Source organism: Pedococcus bigeumensis (assembly GCF_006438965.1).
Lineage (GTDB): Bacteria > Actinomycetota > Actinomycetes > Actinomycetales > Dermatophilaceae > Pedococcus > Pedococcus bigeumensis_A.
Genome location: NZ_RCZM01000001.1, coordinates 786,594 through 804,182, shown reverse-complemented (window position 1 = coordinate 804,182; position 17,589 = coordinate 786,594). Strand labels below are relative to the sequence as shown.

Below are 17,589 nucleotides of genomic sequence, written 5' to 3'. Positions count from 1 at the left end.
GCGCCTGGCACCGCGCGCCGCGGACACCGTGGCAGGGTCGGGACATGCGCTACCTCTCCGACGCCGACGTCGCCCGGCTGCTGCCGCCACCTCTGGAGGCCATCCAGCTCGCCCACGCGGCCCTGGTGGCACTCGCCGAAGGCAACGCGGAAGTGCCGCCGAAACCGGCCGTGCACCCGGGTGGCGCTTCCTTCGCCAACGCCATGCCCGCGGCATACCCGGCGCGAAAACTGTTGGGCTGCAAGTGGATCAGCATCTTTCCCGACAACCGCGACCGCGGGCTTCCCGCCGTGACCGGTCTGATGGTCGTGAACCACGGCGACACCGGGGAGCCGCGCTGCGTCATGGCTGCCGGCGCGCTGACCGCCGCTCGCACCGCCGCCGTCAGCGGCGCCTGCATCGCCGCCCTCTCCGCGCCGGACGCCACCGTGGCCATCACCGGCGCGGGCGTCCAGGCTCGGTCGCACCTGCGGATGCTGGCCGCCCTGGGGCGTCACCGAGTGACGGTCTTTGCCCGCCGCAGCGAAGCTCGTGCGGCACTGGTCGACTGGGCCGCCAGCGCCGTGCCGGACGTGGAGCTGGAGGTCAGCGACGAGGTGGCCGCCACCGTGCGTGACGCCGAGGTGGTCGTGACCGGGCTGGCGATCGGGCTCACCGGCTCGGCCCTGGAACCCGACCACCTGCGGCCGGACGTCCTGCTCCTCCCCCTCGACTACGCCAGCTCGGTGGGTGCCGACCTGGCCAGCGCGGCAACCCTGTCCACCGACCACGTGGCGCAGTTCGAGACGGTGCGCGGGGCGGGCTCGCTGGGCGACTACCCCGCGACCGACCTGGCGACCGGGACACTGCTCGGCCGACCACGATCGGGTGGACGGGTGGTCTGCCAGAACCTCGGCAACGGGCTCAGCGACCTCATGGTCGCGTCAGCCGTGGCCGACGCCGCCGAGGCGCAGGATGCCGGTCAGCTGCTGGACACCGCGCCCGCGTAAGGTCCAACAGGTGACCACTCCCCTCTGGATCGAGCTCGACGGCGTCGTCAACATGCGCGACGTGGGAGGCCTGCCGACCACGGACGGTGGACAGGTCGCCACCGGGCGGCTGCTGCGGTCGGACAACCTCCAGGACCTCACCGAGGCCGACATCGACGACCTCGTGGAGCGCGTGGGGGTCACTGACATCGTGGACCTGCGCAGCAACGTCGAGCTCCAGCTCGAGGGGCCGGGGCCGCTTCGCGCGCACAACCTGACGCACCACCACCACTCGCTGTTCCGCGACGACGTGCGTGCGGTCACGGCGGAGGAGGCGCTCGTCCTTCCGTGGTCTAAGAAGGACCAGGCGGCAGCCGATGCCGATCCGCGCCTCGACGACGACTACTGGGCCAGCCACTACCTCGGCTACCTCGCGCACCGACCCGACTCGGTCAGCGCGGCACTGCAGGTGGTGTCGCAGAGCCGCGGCGCGACGATCGTGCACTGCGCCGCCGGCAAGGACCGGACCGGCACCGTCGTCGGGCTGGCCCTCTCGGTGGCCGGGGTGAGCGACGAGCACATCGTCGCCGACTACGTCGCCACCGGTGAGCGGATCGAGCGGGTGGTGGCCCGACTGATGGCCCGACCGGCCTACGGCGAGGTCCTTGCCGGGCAGCCGATGGACCACCACCGCCCCAAGCCCCAGACGATGCAGCGGATCCTCAGCGTCCTGACCGAGCAGTACGGCGGCGCCGCCGGCTGGCTCAGCGCCCAGGGCTGGTCCGAGGAGGACATCACGGCGCTGCGGGACAGCCTCCGAGGCTGAGCGAGCCGCAGCTCAGCGAGCCGGCTTGTCGGTCACCCACAGGCGGATGGTGCCCTGCACCACCACAGTCCCGTCGTCACGAATCCCCCTGACCCGCACCGGGATCTCGACATCGCCCGCGCGCGCCCAGTCGGCTGGGTCGGTCTCCGCGACGCAGGTGATGTCGCTGCTCGCCTTGGCGGTGTACTCGACCTCCATGCCCTTGGGGATCCAACGGCGCGACGCCGGGATGGTCGCCTCCGCGAGCGCGCCCATGGCCGCCTCGAGGCCGTTGCAGATCGCGATGACGTGGACGGTGCCGATGTGGTTCTGGACGCGGTGCCGCTTCTTGATGGTCAGCTCGGCCCGGTTCGGCCCGAGCTCGACGAACCGTGGGCGGGCGGTGCGGAAGTAGGGCGCCGCCTGCTCGAAGACGAGCGAGAAGATCCGCTTGCCCTGCGGGTATGCCGTGAGGCGCCGGTACATCGCGTAGGTGTCGACCATGCGGGCTACATTACCCGCGGGTAACTACTTCTTGGTGACGGCGTCGTTGGACAGCGCGGCGATGAACGCCTCGGGCGGCACCTCGACGCTGCCGATGTTCTTCATCCGCTTCTTGCCGGCCTTCTGCTTCTCGAGCAGCTTGCGCTTGCGGCTTATGTCGCCGCCGTAGCACTTGGCGAGCACGTCCTTGCGGATCGCCCGGATGTTCTCGCGCGCGATGATCCGCGAGCCGATGGCAGCCTGGATCGGCACCTCGAACTGCTGGCGAGGGATGAGGTCCTTGAGCTTGCCGGCCATCATCACGCCGTAGGCGTAGGCCTTGTCCTTGTGCACGATCGAGCTGAACGCGTCGACCGTCTCGCCCTGGAGCATGATGTCGACCTTCACGAGGTCGGCGACCTGGTCACCGTCGGGCTCGTAGTCGAGGGACGCATAGCCACGCGTGCGCGACTTGAGCTGGTCGAAGAAGTCGAAGACGATCTCGGCGAGCGGCAGCGTGTAGCGCATCTCCACGCGCTCCTCGGAGAGGTAGTCCATCCCGCGCAGGGTGCCGCGTTTCTGCTGGCACAGCTCCATGATCGCGCCGATGAACTCGCTCGGCGCGAGCACTGTGGCACGCACGATCGGCTCGGTGACCGAGCTGACCTTGCCGTACGGGAACTCGCTCGGGTTCGTGACGGTGAGCACCTTGCCGTCGTCCATCGTCACGTCGTAGACCACGTTGGGCAGGGTCGAGATGAGGTCGAGGTCGAACTCGCGCTCGAGCCGCTCGCGCACGATCTCGAGGTGCAGCATGCCGAGGAAGCCGATCCGGAACCCGAAGCCGAGCGCCGCCGAGGTCTCCGGCTCATAGACAAGGGCCGCGTCGTTGAGCTTGAGCTTGTCGAGGGCGTCACGCAGGTCGGGGTAGTCGGACCCGTCGATCGGGTAGAGGCCGGAGAAGACCATCGGCTTGGGGTCGCGGTAGCCGCCGAGCGCTTCCCTGGCCGGCTTGGCCGCGTTGGTGACGGTGTCGCCGACCTTGGACTGGCGAACGTCCTTCACACCGGTGATGAGATAACCCACCTCCCCCACGCCGAGGCCCTTGGCCGGGGTGGGCTCGGGTGAGCTGACCCCGATCTCGAGCAGCTCGTGGGTGGCCTTGGTCGACATCATCGCGATCTTCTCGCGGGGGTTCAGGTTGCCGTCGATGACCCGGACGTAGGTCACGACGCCGCGGTAGGTGTCGTAGACCGAGTCGAAGATCATCGCGCGGGCGGGCGCGTTGGGGTCACCGGTCGGCGGCGGCAGCTGCGTGACGATCTGGTTGAGCAGCGGCTCGACGCCGACGCCGGTCTTGCCCGACACCCGCAGGCAGTCCTCGGGCTGGCAGCCGATCAGGCCGGCCAGCTCCTCGGCGAACTTCTCCGGCTGGGCTGCGGGCAGGTCGATCTTGTTGAGCACGGGGATGATCGCGAGGTCGTTCTCCATGGCGAGGTAGAGGTTCGCCAGGGTCTGGGCCTCGATCCCCTGCGCCGCGTCGACGAGCAGCACCGCGCCCTCGCAGGCAGCCAGCGAGCGCGACACCTCGTAGGTGAAGTCGACGTGCCCGGGGGTGTCGATCATGTTGAGCGCGTAGGTCGTCCCGTCGAGCTCCCACGGCATCCGGACGGCCTGCGACTTGATCGTGATGCCGCGCTCGCGCTCGATGTCCATCTTGTCGAGGTACTGCGCACGCATGTCACGGCCGTCGACCACACCGGTGACCTGGAGCATCCGGTCGGCCAGCGTCGACTTGCCGTGGTCGATGTGGGCGATGATGCTGAAGTTCCGGATCAGGTCCGGCGGCGTTGCGTGCGGCTGCAGCGCGGTGCGGGCCATCGGGGACACGGGTGCTTCAAACCTCACGGGGCGTCGGGGACAACGGAACGGCCCATCCTCCCATGCAACGAGGTATGCCGGTGACGCACCGTCAGCGCACCGTCTTTGCAGGATCTGACGTGCCCTGACCCACCCGATCCTGCAAAGACTCCCGCAGCAGGGCCAGAGCGGTGTCGAGGGCCTGGTCGGCCGGCACCTCGACGTCCGGCTGGACCCCCACGCCCTCCCAGTTGCCGCCGGTGAACAGGCTCACCGACCGGGCGACCGGCAGGGTCAGCTCGAGCTGCGGGTGGACGACCACGCCGATCCGCGGGTGCGCGCCGCCCCGGGTCGACTCCCCCACGATCGTGGCGCGACCCTGCTCCTGGAGGTCGAACGCCAGCCCCTCGCCACCGGAGAACGTCTCGGGCCCGACGAGCACGGCCGCCGGCTTGTCCGGCCCGAACCGCCGCCCCGGCAGGACCGCCGCCGTCCAGAACTGACGGGTCCCCTCCTCACGGGACTCGATGTCGCTGAGCCGGACCGGCTCGTCGCCGAACAGGTGGCTGAGCAGCAGGACCACTCCGTCGGGACTCCCACCACGGCAACCCCGCACGTCGATGACCAGGGCATCCGCGTCGGCCACGAGCGACATCGCAGCGACGACCGCACCACCAGCCGTGCCCGGGTGGCCCAGCACCGGCCCGACTTCGATCACGCCGATGTTGCCGTCGAGCCGTTCCACGCGACGCATTCCGCCAGCGGTCTGGCGCGCCTGTTCCGCCCACGCGGCCGCGAGCGCAGCCTGGTCCTCCTCCCCGACGGCCCCGTCCTCGTGGAAGAGCAGCCGGAGGTGGAGGTCGCCAGAGGCGGCGCAGAGGTCAGCGGTCACGGAGCTGCCAAGCTCAGCGGGCCGGGTGCACGCGGCATACCTGTCCTCCGCGAGGTGGGCACGGAGCAGGGCCGCGATGTCCGCTCCCTTGTCGGGGAACACATAACCGTCCTCGACGGCCTGGGCTGCCTTGGTCACGATGGCCTGGATCTCAGCTGGGTTCATGGGAAACAGGGTGGGACGTCCCTTGACAAAGCGTCAAAATCTCTTGACGCTTTCGTCATGCCCCGCGACCGAGACCCTGCCGTGGAGGTGCTGGAAGCCACCGACCCCCGGCAGCTCAAGGCCCTGGCGCACCCACTGCGCAACCGGATCATCTTCGCACTCGGCGCGGAGGGATCAACCGTCAGCCAGCTGGCGAAGTCACTGTCCACCAACAAGGGCAACGTCGCCCACCACCTGGCCGTGCTGGAGCAGGCCGGTCTGGTCCGCCGTGGCGACCGCCGCCAGGTGCGCGGCGGTACGGAGCAGTACTTTCTGCGCGTGGCGCGTCGGCTGAGGACACCCGGGGGCAGCCGGGCTGGTCACACGGCAGCACTCCTGCAGGCGGTGGCCGAGGAGATCGACGGCTCCCCCACCGACGCGCTGCTGAACCTGCGCCGCATCCGGCTGACCCGGCAGCAGGCCGCTGCGTTGTCCAGCCACCTCGAGCGGCTGGTCGACGAGCTCCCCGAAGCCGGCCCGCGCGAGGCGACGCACGGGGTGCTGGTCAGTGTCTTCCAGTCAGGCCATCCGCCGCGCTGAACGCTGGGTCGAACGCTGCAGCAGGGCGGACCACAGGGCGATGCCGATCCCGGCCACGGCGAGGAATCCGCCGACCCGTGACGGCCATTCGTAGCCCAGGCCAGCCGAGAGGACGATCGACCCGAGCCAGGCTCCGAGTGCGTTGGCGAGGTTGAGGGTCGAGTGGTTGAGGGCGGCTGCGAGCGCCTGGCCCTCGTGGGCGACATCCATCAACCGGGTCTGCAGCATCGGGACGAGCGCGCTCGGCAGCAACCCGAGGACGAACACGGCGACGAGGGCGGACCACTTCGCCGCCTGCACGGCCGGCCCGAAGAGGAAGAGCATGACGGCGATCGCCACCAGGAGGACGGTGATCCCCCGGATCATGCCGATGCGCGACACCGTTCCGGACAGGACCGCGCCGATCGTCATGCCCACGCCGTAGAGCGCGAGGATGAGCGGGATGGTCGCCCTGCCGAAGCCGCCGAGCTCGGTCATCGTCGGCGAGATGTAGGAGAAGGTGGCGAACATGCCGCCGAAGCCGACGGTGCCGATGCCGAGCGCCAGCCAGACCTGCGGCCGCTTGAGGGCGGACAGCTCCGAACGCAGGCTCAGGCCGCCGTCGGGCGGGCAGAACGGCACCCAGCGCCACACCGCGAGGACGGTGAGCAGCGCGATCACTCCGACCGCGGCATACGGCCACTGCCAGCCGTAGCTCTGGCCGATGCGGGTGGTGACCGGAACACCCACGATGTTGGCGACCGTGAGCCCGGTGATCATCATCGACACCGCCCAGGTGCGACGGTGCGCGGGCACCATCGACGCCGCGACCAGTGACCCGACGCCGAAGTAGGCGCCGTGCGGGAGCCCGGAGAGAAAGCGTGCCCCCATGAGCAGGCCGTAGCCGTTGGCCAGCGCGGACAGCACGTTCGCCACGGCGAAGGCCCCCATCAGCCAGAGCAGTAGCTGCTTGCGAGGCAGCCGTGCGCCGAGAGTCGCCAGGATGGGCGCCCCCACGACCACGCCTGCGGCGTAGGCCGACACGATGTGGCCGGCCGTCGGGATGTCGATGCCCACGCCGTCCGCCACTTCCGGCAGCAGGCCCATGGTCACGAACTCGGTGGTGCCGATGGCAAAGCCGCCGACCGCGAGCGCCAGCAGGGCGAGGTTGACGTGGGCGGGGCGGACCGTGGGCTCGTCGAGCTCCGTCTGCGCGGAGAGGGTGGCGTCGGTCACGGCAGTACAACGAAAGCTGGTCGGCCGGTCATTCCCCCATGGTGCGCCCACTGCGGCGGGTTGGGTGCCGGTCGCCCAACCGTCGAGACATAGCATCGGACCCGACCGACGACAGCATCGAGGGGACCATGTCCGAACCGATCCAGTACGCCCAGCCGCCCGGCGCACCGCAGCCCCTCGGCGGGGCAGCCCTGCTGCCACCGGCTCCGCCCGGCTACCGGACCCAGGTGCGGTCGCACCTGCGCCACCCGTTGGAGAACCTCTGCCTGGTGGTCGTGATCCTCGGGTCGCTCCTCGTGTGGGCCATCTCCGGCTACGAGGTCGCCTCGGCGATCATCGACCGTCGCCAGCCGGATCCGTATGCCGTGTTCTTCCTCGCCGCCCCGCTCGTCATCTACTTCCTGCGTGGCCAGCTCTACGCGGGGCTCCGCCTGTCCGGCGTGAAGATCTCGCCGACGCAGTACCCGGAGGCGCACCAGATGCTGGTCGATGCCTGTGCGCACTACGGCCTGCCCAAGGTTCCCGACGCCTACGTGGTCCTCGGCAACGGCATGATCAACGCGGCCGCGTCGGGTCACGGGTTCCGCCGGTTCATCTTCGTCTACAGCGACCTGTTCGAGATCGGTGGCCAGGCGCGCAACCCCGACGCCCTCCGCTTCATCATCGGGCACGAGGTGGGACACATCGCGGCCGGCCACACGAGCTACTGGCGGGTCCTCGGAATCAGTGGGGCGCAGTGGATCCCGTTCGTCGGGTCGACGCTGAGCCGCAGCCAGGAGTACACCGCCGACAACTACGGCTTCTCCCTCGTGCCGCGCGGCAGCGCGGGCGCGATGGCCACGCTGGCCGCCGGCAAGTACCTCAACCGCACGGTGGACGTGAACGCCCTCGCGGACCGCGCCACGACGGAGAAGGGCTTCTTCGTCTGGGTCGTCAACGCGTTGGCCTCGCACCCGGTGCTGGTCTGGCGCTCCCACGCCCTGCGTGACCGGCGCCGCCCCGGCCGCCTGCTGTGGAGGCCGAAGGCCCGTCCGTGACCGAGGTCGACTACCGACGCACGTCGTCGCGGCCGTCCTTCGCAGAGCTCCCGCCGGAGGTGCGTGACGGGATCGCGAGCGTGGCCGGGTCCGCCGTCGATGTCGCCGCTCCGCCGGTGACCACAGGCTTCACCGGCGCGTATGCCGGGTTGCTGGCACTGCGCGACGGCCGCCGCGTGTTCGCCAAGGCTGCCGGACCAGCGGCTCCCCATGCGCTGCAAGCGATTCCGCGCGAGGCGGGCATCCTTCGCGGCTTGGCGGGCCGGGTGACGGCGCCGGAGCTCGTCGGGTCGGCGGCGGCCGGGGACTGGCAGCTGGTCGTCCTCGAAGCCATCGACGGCGAGATGCCCGGGGTGCCGTGGGCCCAGCACGACGCCGACGCGGCGCACGCTGCCTGCATTGAGCTGGCGGCGCTGGACCCCGCGGATGTCGCGGCGTTGACCACTTCCTCGCTGGCAGTTGACGTGGGAGGCGACACGGCGGCGCTGGCGTGCCTGGACGAGCTCGCGCGGGGCACGCGGTCGTGGCCGGACGGCATACCTGCGCTGCCTCCTCGTCGAGCGGCTGAGCTGGCGCGGCTGGGGCACCAGGCATCGGAGGCACTGGTCGGAGATCGGTTGGTGCACAGCGACTTGCGGCCCGACAACATGCTCATCACGGCGCAGGGCGCGGCCCGGCTGGTCGACTGGAACTGGGTTGCTCGTGGGCCGGCGTGGTGCGACTTCGTCGGGCTGCTGCCGTTGATGGCCGACCATGGCCTCGATGTGGACCGGACGATGGCGCGGTCGCCGTTGCTGTACGGGGTGGACGGCGAGGCGGTGGATGCGTTCCTTGCCATCATCGCGGGCTACATGGTGGAGAGCTGTGGGCATCCGATCGCTCCTAGCCCGTTGAACGCGATCCGCGACCACCAGCGACTCATGGCACGCACCTTCATCGCACTGCTCGCCCACCGGCGCGGATGGTCATAGCGCAAACCCGCTCATGGGGAGGCGCCACGCCACTAGCGTTGGCAGCATGGGGGACACGACGATCGCGGAAGCGACATTGGCTGACGGCTGGTTCCGACGACTGCTGCGACTGGTCACCGGTGCCTACCCAGGGGACTTCGTCGGCACCCCGACCATGGAGTACTCCCCGGTGCCGAATGGCAGACCAGATCCTGGCGAGATCGTGTGGACGTGGGTGCCGTTCGAGGACAACCACCGCAAGGGCAAGGATCGTCCGGTCCTGCTCATCGGCAGGGACGGAAGATGGCTGCTCGGCGTGAGCCTGACCACCAAGCGGCGCGGTGTCGCGGAGGGCAGGCGCCGAGCTGCGCCGACTCGCGTCGACATCGGCGTCGGCCCCTGGGACCGTCAGCAACGGCCCAGCGAGGTCAAGGTGGATCGGATCATCCGGGTGAAGCCGAGTCGGATCCGACGCGAGGGCGCGGCGATCGACGCTGGTCGTTTCGCTCTCGTCGCTGACGCGGTCCGCCGACAGCGCTGACCCCTCGGACGGCGCTCACGACGGTTGCCGGCCGTCCCGCTCGGTATCGCGGGGATTGCGGATTCTGTTTCCTGTCAATGGGATTCGTCAGTGGACAGACCTTGTCGCTGTCAGAGTCATCGGGTAGAATCGAACACATGTTCGAGATGTCCATCGCCGCCTCTGAGCTCCAGTCGGAGCTGGCTCGGCTGCGGTTGATGGTCGGGACCGTGCACTGAGTGACCTCCTCGACCTCGTGGGGGCGTGCCAGTCGCTGATGAACCAGGCCGCCGCAGTGCAGACCCTCGCGATGGCGCACGTCGCGGCGATCGAGGACGTCGCACTGGAGGACGGCACGGTCGTGGAGCAGCACCGAGGGCTGGGGCACCAGCGGTTGGACGCGCCCGCCCTGGTGAGTGACCAGCTGGGGGTCAGCGACGCCGCCGCGAGCAACCGCATGGGGACGGCCGTGGAGGTGGTGACCCGGTTTCCTGGTCTGCTGACGGCGATGGGTGACGGCAGGCTCGATGAGTACCGCGCCCGGGTCGTGGGTGACGAGCTGCGGGACGCTCCACCCGAGGTCTGCGCGCAGGTCGTCACGAGGATCGCGGACACGCTGAGCACGGAGCCACCAGCGATGCTGCGACGACGCGTGCGACAGGCACTGGACGCGGTCGACGCGGACCTGTTGCGGGCCAAGGCAGCCCGGGCGAGGTCTGAGCGCAGCCTGTGCCGGTGGCCCGGGGACGAGCCCGGGGTCGACACCTGGATGGGCAGCTTCCCCGCCGAGCAGTCCCGCAGCGGGTGGGCGGTGGTCGATGGCCTGGCACGTCAGTACGTCCGTGACGGCAGGGCGGCCGGTTTGACGCAGGCGCGGGCGGACGCGCTGATGGACCTGATCCACGCGCGCGCCACCGGCACCTTCGTCGTGCAGGTGGCCGTCCCCGCCGACCAGCTCAACGCCACGACCCACCCAGCGCCTGCGCCCACTCCGCCTTGGCACGCCCAGCCTTCGCACACGCAGCCGTCGGTTACCCGGCGTGCGATGGCCCTTCCTGCTCCGGGAGCAGCCGAGATCGTTGAGACGACGAACTCGGATTCCGCGGCTGCGCTCGAGAACGAAGAGCTGGTGACGGTGGCCGGACTCGGGATGCCGGGCACGACCCAGGTGCGACGGGAGTGGTTCACGACGCTCACGCAGGCCGGCGAGGCGGATCGCGACGCGATGACGACGACGCACGGGCTCAAGCCGGCCCGCTGGGAGGTGGTCGCCTGCCACGCCGACACGGGTGCCCTCCTGGCGATCGGCAGTGACGTGCTCGACCAGTCAGCCCAGACTGACCGGTCCGGTCGATCGGGCCGGTCCGGCCGGGGGCACGCCACCGAGTCGAGGGCTTACCGGCCACCGCAGACGCTCATCGACCTGGTCAAGGCTCGCGACGGACGATGCCGCTTCCCCGGCTGCACCATCAACGCACCATTCTGCGACCTCGACCATGTCGCGCCCTGGCCACTCGGGCCGACCGACGCGGCGAACCTGATCCGCCTGTGCCGTCGGCACCACCGGATCAAGCAGACGATTCGGTGGCGGGTCCGGATCGACCCCGATGCCACTGTCACCTGGACCGACCCCACCGGCAGAGTGCGCACCACCCTGCCCCTGGACTTCCTCCAGCGCGACGCCCATCTCGAATCGTCCGTGTCCGCACCACCCAGGCCCTCCGGTCTCGCGCCACGAGACACGCCCGAAGTCATGTGGTCCGCCTGGGAAGAGGAGCTCGCCCATGAGCTGGCTCGCGCCGAACGCTTCCGCATTCGACGCCCGGTGTTCAGGCTGGCTTCCGGAAGGGATTCCGAGCAGCCACTAGGCCGTCGTGTGTTGAGTGCTGAGCTCAGCACCTGTCGTGATGACTTCATCATCGACCGTGCGTTCGGCGAGTCCTGTCGCCGACGCGGGCGGAGCCGCATCACGAGAGCCACGGACGAACCGCCGTTCTGAGCCGGGATAGCGTGACAGGCATGGCATCGGACCCGACCTCGCTGCGCTCCAGGCTGTCCCGGCTCTGGCGACGGGCCGCCACGTCGGCCGCCTCGACAGCTCCGACCAAGGGTGGCCCTTCGAGTCCGCGCACGTCCGCGCGAGACCGCCGGTCGTCCGAGACTCTCGACGCCCCGTCCCATGGCGCCTATCCCGGGGACTTCACCGGCACGCCGGACCTCGCCTACGCCCCCAAGCCTGACGGTCGACCCGACCCGGGTGAGATCGTCTGGACCTGGGTGCCTTACGAGGAGGACCACCACCAGGGCAAAGACCGTCCGGTGCTCATCATCGGCCGCGACGGCAACTGGCTCCTCGCCCTCATGCTGACCAGCAAGGACCACGACCGCGACCACGAGCAGGAAGCTCGCCACGGCCGGCACTGGCAGGACATCGGGTCGGGTGCGTGGGACAGCAGGGGACGTCCGAGCGAGGTCCGGATCGACCGGATCCTGCGGGTGGACGCGACCGCGGTCCGACGCGAGGGTGCCGTCCTCGACCGCGAGCGCTTCGACCAGGTGGCCGCCGCGGTTCGCGCCGCGCGCTGAGGCGCATCCAGGCATTGGCGCTCGGCCAGCCACCACGCCGGCCACCCGGCAGACCCGTCAGCGCGCCCGGCGGGGAACGCGAAGGGCCGGCCACCCGCGGGTGACCGGCCCTTCGTCAAGCCTTGGGAAGGCGACTCGCTCAGAGCGAGGAGGCCTTCTTCGCCATGGCCGACTTCTTGTTGGCGGCTTGGTTGGCGTGGATGACGCCCTTGCCAACAGCCTTGTCGAGCTTCTTGCTGGCGGTCGCGAGGGCTTCGTTCGCCGCAGCGGCGTCGCCGGCGTCAGCGGCACTCTGGAACTTGCGGATCCAGGTCTTGAGCTCGCTCTTGACGGCCTTGTTGCGCTCGGTAGCCGTACGGTTCGTCTTGATCCGCTTGAGCTGGGACTTGATGTTTGCCACAGGTGTGTCTCTCTTGGTTGGTCGGTGGTTGCCGTTAGAGGGCGGCAGAAGCCTCTCGGGACCAGGCGTGGGGCACCTGCGGTTGAGAGGCTCTGGATGGTGCTGCATGCGCGCACGACCATGCGCGCACGCGATGGGCAAATCTACCAGCGAGGAGCCCACTCCCCCAAAACGTGGCTATGCCGCGTGCTCAGCGACCGTCGCGTGCTCAGCGACCGCTGCGTGCACGGGTGATGGTGAGCACGGCACGCTCGACGGCATAGACCGGGTCGCGGCCGCCGCCCTTGACCTCGAAGTCGGCGTTGGCCACTGCCTGGATCGCCTCGGCCAACCCCTCGGGCCCCCAGCCAGACAGCCCACGGCGGGCCTTGTCCACCTGCCACGGCGCCATGCCGAGGTCGCGCGCGACGTCGGCCGAGCGCCCACGACCGGCGGCACCCACCTTGACGAGCTGACGGAGCTGCTGGGCGAGCACGGCGACGATCGGGACGGGGTCGACCCCAGTGGCGATCGCGTGCCGGAGCAGCCGGAGGGCCTCACCCGCGTTGCCTGCGACGGCGGCGTCGGCGACCTTGAAGCCGCTCGCCTCGACCTTGCCACCGTGGTACTTCGCGACGAGGTCCTCGTCGATCGTGCCGGTGGTGTCGGCCACGAGCTGCTGGCAGGCCGAGGCGAGCTCGCGGACGTCCTTGCCGATCGCCTCGATCAACGCCCGCACGGCATCGGGGGTGGCGCGCCTGCCGGCCGCTCGGAACTCGTGCATCGCGAAGTCGGTCTTGTCGCGGTCGGACTTGATGGCTGGCGCCTCGAGGACCCTCGCCTGGGACTTCTTGAGGGTGTCGAGGACCTTCTTGCCGCGCTGCCCCGACTTGTGGGTGACGACCAGCGTCACGTCGGGGTCGGGGGCGGCGAGGAAGGCCAGCAGGTCCTCCTGGAGCTCGTCCGGTGCCTCGTCGAGGTCCTGCACGACGATGCACTTGTCGCCGCCGAACAGGGACGGGCTGGCGTGCATGCCGAGCGCGCCGGCTTCGTAGGTCTCGGCGGCCAGCCGGATCACCTCGAGGTCAGGCGCCGACGCCCGCAGCTCCTCGAGCGTAGTGCTGAGCGCGCGGTCGGCGATGACCGCCTCGGGTCCGCTGATCAGGACGAGAGGGGGCACGCTGCGCGTCGCGGTGGCGGTCACGGGCACAGCCTCCCATGCACCGGGGACAGCCTCAGCCGCCAGGGCAGTAGGCGTCGCCCGGCGCGAGGTCGGGGTGGATCGGACCCTCCCGGTCGCTCACCGAACCCAGCTCGGTCCGCCCCGCACGGGTCGCGATGACCTCGGCGAGGATCGCCACGGCGATCTCCCCCGGCTCGTTGGCGCCGATGTCGAGGCCAATCGGCGCGCGCACGCTCGCGAGCTGCTCCTCGGTGACCCCGTCACCCAGGAGCCAGGCCCGCCGCCGGTCCTGGGTGCGCCGGGACCCCATGCCACCGATGTATGCCGTACCGGCGTCCAGGCCCGCGCGGATCGCCGGACCGTCGACCCCGTCGTGATGGCTCGTCACGACCAGGGCGTCCACGCCATCCGGAACGCCGGGGTCGTCCGTCGAGGTGCTCACCGACCAGCCCAACGGGCCGGCCAGGGCGATGAGTGCTTCGGCCACGGGTCCGTCTCCGACGACGTGCAGGGTGCAGGGATCAGCCATGTCGTCAGTATCGTCCGAGGCCCTCACGGGCGCGAGCGGCGCGCAGGGGCCAAAGGCCCCGCTACTCGAAAGCCAGGGTCGCGGCGCCGGTGGCCTCGAGACCGAGGCCCTTGAGCCGGGCCGCCACGACGTCGGCAGGCAGCTCGAGGCTCTCGGCGAGCTCGTCGACCGACAGCCCCAGCTCGACCCCGTCGCGCAGCTCCTCGTCGGACTCCGCGGTCCAGGCATGCCCGTCGGTCACGGCGGTACGCGACGACTCGGCGGGCGGCGGTGCGTCGGCCACCGGTCGGGGATGCTCGGCGACGTCCTCGCCAGTCCCGCCCAACGAGGTGCCGACCAACGCGCCGGTGATGCCCCGAAGGGCCGGTTCGTGCACCTGCACGGGCGGCGCTGCGGTCTCGTCGAGGCGCCTGAGCGCGGCGAGCACGCGCTCGCGGTCGGTGGTCGGCCAGAACGGGGGCAGCGAACGCTGGAGGAACCCGGCATACCTCGCGGTCATCATGCGCGAGTCGAGGAAGGCGACCACGCCTCGGTCGTCGGCTCGGCGGATGAGCCGCCCAGCACCCTGCGAGAGGCGAAGCGCAGCATGAGTGGCCGAGACGGCCATGAAGCCGTTGCCGCCCATCTTCGCGATGGCTTGCGAGCGCGCCGACGACAGCGGGTCGTCGGGCCGCGGGAACGGGATCCGGTCGATGATGACGAGCTGGCAGGCCGAGCCGGGAACGTCGACTCCCTGCCACAGCGTGAGGGTGCCGAACAGGCAGGTCTGCGGGTCACGGGCGAACTGCCGCACCAGCGTGGTGATCTGGTCCTCCCCCTGGCAGAGGAACCCGATCTCGCCCTCCTTGTCGGAGAACCGCTCGCGCATCGCCTCGGTGGCTTCCTTGGCCGCGCGCATCGAGGAGAACAGCCCCAGCGTGCGACCGCCCGCCGCCCGGACCAGCGCCTCGATCTCGTCAAGGGTCTGGTCGCTCAGCCCATCGCGGCCGGGCGCCGGAAGGTGTTGCGCCACATAGGCAATCGCCTGTTGCGGGTAGTCGAACGGGCTGCCGACGTCGAGCCCGCGCCAGTCCGGGGCGCCATCGCCGCGCAGTCCCATGGTGCCCGCGACTGCGTCGAACGTGCCGCCCAGCTCGAGCGTCGCCGAGGTCATCACCACGGTGCGGTCACCAAAGACCTTGTCGCGCAACAACATCGCGACGCTCATCGGCGCCACCCGCAGGACCGATCCGCGGCGCATGTCACGGCTGACCCACACGACGTCGAGGTCGCGCTGCTCGAGGACGCGCGAGGAGTTCTCGAACAGCTCGTCCACCGCGGCCTGGGCCACCTTGCGGGCGCCGTCGGGCTCGACGCCCTTCTCGGGCTTGAGCTCGGACTGCACCTGCCTCGTCGTGTCCCTCACCCGCGCGAGGGCGAGCGACAGCGAGTCGGGTATGCCGTTGAGCTTGCCTTCGGGGAGCGCGTCGAGGACGCCCTGCAGGAAGATGGCCGAGTCCTCCACGGCCTCGGTCGACTCGGCGAGCCGGCCGGCGCGCTTGGCGGCGGCACTGACCATGCTCGGCGTGATCTCGTCGGTGATCGTGGACGTGACACGGTCGACCAGCTCGTGGGCCTCGTCGACGACGAGCAGGTCGTGCTCGGGCAGCATCTGGCGGCCCTCGAACGAGTCGATCGCCATGAATGAGTGGTTGGTGACGATGACGTCGCAGTCCTTGGCGGCCTCCCGCGAGCGCTCGACGAAGCAGTTGGCGAACGCGGGGCACTTGCTGCCCATGCACTCGTGCGCGCTCACCGACACCTGTCGCCAGGCTCGCTCACTCACGCCGGGGACCAGCTCGTCGCGGTCACCGGACTCGGTCGTGTCGGCCCACTCGCGCAGCCGCACCACCTCCTGGCCGAGCCGCGACGCCGCGCGGTCGACCTCAGCCACCTCGAACAGCCCCTCCTCGTCGTCAGGGAAACCGCCCTCCAGCTTGTGGGCGCACAGGTAGTTGCGGCGACCCTTGACCAGGCCGTAGGTGGGCCGCTTGCCCAGCAGCGGCGCGATCGACTCAGCCAGTCGCGGCATGTCGCGGTCGACGATCTGGGCCTGCAGCGCGAGGGTCGCGGTCGCGACGACGGCCGGCTTGCCGGTCTTCTGCGCGTGCATGACTGCGGGGATCAGGTAGGCCAGCGACTTGCCCGTGCCGGTGCCGGCCTGGACCAGGAGGTGCTCGTCCTTGGCCACGGCATCCTCGACGGCGTGAGCCATCTCGACCTGGCCCGGCCGCTCGACACCTCCGACTCCCTGGACGGCTGCGTGCAGGAGGTCGTCGAGACTGGCCATTGGGTCAGCGTATGCCGTGCGCCCGGCCTCCTCGTCGGCCGTCCCCAACCCGCGCTCAGCCCCCACCGTGGGCGACGGGTGGCCGCCCGTCGACCCGCCTGGCCATCGTGACGTCGTCGCGGTCGTCTCCGGGGGCGACACGAATGGCACCGGGGATCCGGCCCACCTCGGTGTAGCCGCACTGGGCGTAGAAGGCGCTCGCGCCGGACCCGCTGCGAACCCCGAGCTGCAGGAGCTCCACACCGTCCTCGCGCGCGACCCGATGCATCCCGGCCATGAGCAGCCGCCCGAGGCCTCGCCGCTGGCGAGCCGGGTCGACCATCACTCGGTAGAGCCACCGGCCGTGGTGCAGGAGTGGGTTGGGCACGCGCACCCACCACGCCCAGCCCACCAGCCTGCCGTCCGGCTCGCGCAGTGCCCCGGCGACCGCGTCGCCCGCAGCCATCTGCTTCTCGTGGGTCGCGAGGACCTCGGCCACGCGCTCCAACGGTGCGCCAGGCAGGAAGCCCACCGACCCACCGGCATCGTTGACGCGACACCAGAGGTCGAGGAGCTCGGTCCGCAGCGCGTCATCGAGCACCTCGACCCGCCCCAGCTGTGGTGCCTCGAATACCGACGACGGAGCCTCGTCCGGGAGGTCGTCGGCCAGCACCAGCTGCTCACCTGTGCGGACCAGGCCGGCGGCCTCGGCCGTCCTGACGGAGGGCTCATTGTGGTCCTTGACCAGCGCACGCACCACGGCGTCGGGATGCCACTCAGTGGCCATCGCGACAGCCGCCCGCGCGGCTTCGCGGGCCAGCCGTCGCCCTTGCGCCTCGGTGACGAACCGGTAGTAGAGGTTGAGGTGCCCGTCGCGGCGCTGGACGCCCACCCAGCCCACCGGCATACCCGAGTCGCGGTCGCGCGCGACCCAGTAGCCGAAGGCTTCTGTCGCCCAATGGGCAATGATCGCGTCGAAGAACTCAGCGTTCGTCGCCGGCGTGCCGAGGACATGGGGCGCGTGCGCGTAGAGCCGAGGGTCACTGTGCACAGCGGTGTGGAAGGCGCGGTCCTGCTCGGTCGGGCGAGTCAGCAGCAGCCGCGGGGTGGTCGTCTCGAAAGGCACGTGT

The 17,589-nt window shown here is 70.4% G+C and carries 17 protein-coding genes; 8 read left to right on the top strand and 9 right to left on the bottom strand.

Translation table 11 applies throughout. The features are described 5' to 3' along the window. Window positions 1-44 precede the first annotated feature (44 nt). Both EAH86_RS03650 and EAH86_RS03645 read left to right on the top strand, forming a co-directional pair. Window positions 45-989 (top strand): ornithine cyclodeaminase family protein, encoded by a 945-nt coding sequence (locus tag EAH86_RS03650; RefSeq protein ID WP_140737214.1) that lies wholly within the window; start codon window positions 45-47, stop codon window positions 987-989. Between the two features lie 10 nt (window positions 990-999). After that, entirely contained in the window at window positions 1,000-1,794 is a 795-nt protein-coding gene (locus EAH86_RS03645; protein WP_241668163.1) for a tyrosine-protein phosphatase, read from the top strand. A gap of 12 nt (window positions 1,795-1,806) precedes the next feature. Here EAH86_RS03645 and EAH86_RS03640 read toward each other — a convergent pair whose 3' ends face one another. The 3 genes from EAH86_RS03640 to EAH86_RS03630 all read right to left on the bottom strand — a co-directional run bounded on the left by EAH86_RS03640 (window position 1,807) and on the right by EAH86_RS03630 (window position 5,173). Further along, window positions 1,807-2,277, bottom strand: coding sequence for a hotdog fold domain-containing protein (locus tag EAH86_RS03640; protein ID WP_140737212.1), 471 nt, complete (start codon window positions 2,275-2,277; stop codon window positions 1,807-1,809). Between the two features lie 24 nt (window positions 2,278-2,301). Then, a complete protein-coding gene (gene lepA / locus EAH86_RS03635; protein ID WP_140737521.1) occupies window positions 2,302-4,137 on the bottom strand; it encodes a translation elongation factor 4 in 1,836 nt (611 codons plus the stop codon). Between the two features lie 91 nt (window positions 4,138-4,228). Beyond that, window positions 4,229-5,173, bottom strand: coding sequence for a S41 family peptidase (locus EAH86_RS03630; RefSeq protein WP_140737211.1), 945 nt, complete (start codon window positions 5,171-5,173; stop codon window positions 4,229-4,231). A 57-nt stretch (window positions 5,174-5,230) separates the two neighbouring features. Between EAH86_RS03630 and EAH86_RS03625 the strand changes: the two genes are divergently transcribed. Continuing rightward, window positions 5,231-5,752 (top strand): ArsR/SmtB family transcription factor, encoded by a 522-nt coding sequence (locus tag EAH86_RS03625; protein WP_140737210.1) that lies wholly within the window; start codon window positions 5,231-5,233, stop codon window positions 5,750-5,752. On the opposite strand, the gene EAH86_RS03620 is transcribed toward EAH86_RS03625, so the two are convergent. Then, window positions 5,732-6,967, bottom strand: coding sequence for an MFS transporter (locus tag EAH86_RS03620; protein WP_241668162.1), 1,236 nt, complete (start codon window positions 6,965-6,967; stop codon window positions 5,732-5,734). The two genes, EAH86_RS03625 and EAH86_RS03620, sit on opposite strands and share 21 nt — an antisense overlap. Window positions 6,968-7,095: 128 nt before the next feature. On the opposite strand from EAH86_RS03620, the gene EAH86_RS03615 reads away from it, so the two are divergent. From EAH86_RS03615 to EAH86_RS03595, 5 genes are all read left to right on the top strand, one after another. Beyond that, window positions 7,096-8,004, top strand: coding sequence for a M48 family metallopeptidase (locus EAH86_RS03615; RefSeq protein ID WP_140737208.1), 909 nt, complete (start codon window positions 7,096-7,098; stop codon window positions 8,002-8,004). Beyond that, entirely contained in the window at window positions 8,001-8,975 is a 975-nt protein-coding gene (locus tag EAH86_RS03610) for a phosphotransferase family protein (protein ID WP_161988557.1), read from the top strand. Before EAH86_RS03615 ends, EAH86_RS03610 begins: the two co-directional genes overlap by 4 nt. A gap of 46 nt (window positions 8,976-9,021) precedes the next feature. After that, window positions 9,022-9,495 carry a type II toxin-antitoxin system PemK/MazF family toxin gene (locus EAH86_RS03605; protein ID WP_140737206.1) on the top strand — a complete coding sequence of 158 codons (474 nt, stop codon included), beginning with the start codon at window positions 9,022-9,024 and terminating at the stop codon, window positions 9,493-9,495. A 256-nt stretch (window positions 9,496-9,751) separates the two neighbouring features. Then, complete coding sequence (locus EAH86_RS03600) at window positions 9,752-11,473, top strand: HNH endonuclease signature motif containing protein (RefSeq protein WP_140737205.1); 1,722 nt, start codon at window positions 9,752-9,754, stop codon at window positions 11,471-11,473. A gap of 20 nt (window positions 11,474-11,493) precedes the next feature. Next, window positions 11,494-12,060, top strand: a complete 567-nt coding sequence (locus tag EAH86_RS03595; protein ID WP_140737204.1) for a type II toxin-antitoxin system PemK/MazF family toxin — start codon at window positions 11,494-11,496, stop codon at window positions 12,058-12,060. A gap of 139 nt (window positions 12,061-12,199) precedes the next feature. On the opposite strand, the gene rpsT is transcribed toward EAH86_RS03595, so the two are convergent. The 5 genes from rpsT to EAH86_RS03570 form a co-directional block, all read right to left on the bottom strand. Continuing rightward, entirely contained in the window at window positions 12,200-12,460 is a 261-nt protein-coding gene (gene rpsT, locus EAH86_RS03590; RefSeq protein ID WP_140737203.1) for a 30S ribosomal protein S20, read from the bottom strand. 208 nt (window positions 12,461-12,668) lie between these two features. Next, the gene (gene holA, locus EAH86_RS03585) at window positions 12,669-13,643 is read right to left on the bottom strand and encodes a DNA polymerase III subunit delta (RefSeq protein WP_140737202.1); all 975 of its coding nucleotides are present in this window, start codon (window positions 13,641-13,643) and stop codon (window positions 12,669-12,671) included. Window positions 13,644-13,674: 31 nt separating this feature from the next. Next, window positions 13,675-14,151, bottom strand: a complete 477-nt coding sequence (locus EAH86_RS03580) for an XdhC family protein (RefSeq protein ID WP_140737201.1) — start codon at window positions 14,149-14,151, stop codon at window positions 13,675-13,677. Between the two features lie 61 nt (window positions 14,152-14,212). Then, the gene (locus EAH86_RS03575; protein WP_140737200.1) at window positions 14,213-16,480 is read right to left on the bottom strand and encodes an ATP-dependent DNA helicase; all 2,268 of its coding nucleotides are present in this window, start codon (window positions 16,478-16,480) and stop codon (window positions 14,213-14,215) included. 55 nt (window positions 16,481-16,535) lie between these two features. After that, complete coding sequence (locus EAH86_RS03570) at window positions 16,536-17,585, bottom strand: GNAT family N-acetyltransferase (protein WP_140737199.1); 1,050 nt, start codon at window positions 17,583-17,585, stop codon at window positions 16,536-16,538. Between the last annotated feature and the right edge of the window lie 4 nt (window positions 17,586-17,589).

Bases quoted from the DNA above. Each gene is read 5' to 3' on its own strand.
- lepA (WP_140737521.1), bottom strand. From the start codon at position 4,137: ATGGCCCGCACCGCGCTGCAGCCGCACGCAACGCCGCCGGACCTGATC.
- EAH86_RS03625 (WP_140737210.1), top strand. From the start codon at position 5,231: ATGCCCCGCGACCGAGACCCTGCCGTGGAGGTGCTGGAAGCCACCGAC.
- EAH86_RS03640 (WP_140737212.1), bottom strand. From the start codon at position 2,277: ATGGTCGACACCTACGCGATGTACCGGCGCCTCACGGCATACCCGCAG.
- EAH86_RS03595 (WP_140737204.1), top strand. From the start codon at position 11,494: ATGGCATCGGACCCGACCTCGCTGCGCTCCAGGCTGTCCCGGCTCTGG.
- EAH86_RS03650 (WP_140737214.1), top strand. From the start codon at position 45: ATGCGCTACCTCTCCGACGCCGACGTCGCCCGGCTGCTGCCGCCACCT.
- EAH86_RS03630 (WP_140737211.1), bottom strand. From the start codon at position 5,173: ATGAACCCAGCTGAGATCCAGGCCATCGTGACCAAGGCAGCCCAGGCC.
- EAH86_RS03575 (WP_140737200.1), bottom strand. From the start codon at position 16,480: ATGGCCAGTCTCGACGACCTCCTGCACGCAGCCGTCCAGGGAGTCGGA.
- EAH86_RS03600 (WP_140737205.1), top strand. From the start codon at position 9,752: ATGAACCAGGCCGCCGCAGTGCAGACCCTCGCGATGGCGCACGTCGCG.
- EAH86_RS03605 (WP_140737206.1), top strand. From the start codon at position 9,022: ATGGGGGACACGACGATCGCGGAAGCGACATTGGCTGACGGCTGGTTC.
- EAH86_RS03615 (WP_140737208.1), top strand. From the start codon at position 7,096: ATGTCCGAACCGATCCAGTACGCCCAGCCGCCCGGCGCACCGCAGCCC.
- EAH86_RS03580 (WP_140737201.1), bottom strand. From the start codon at position 14,151: ATGGCTGATCCCTGCACCCTGCACGTCGTCGGAGACGGACCCGTGGCC.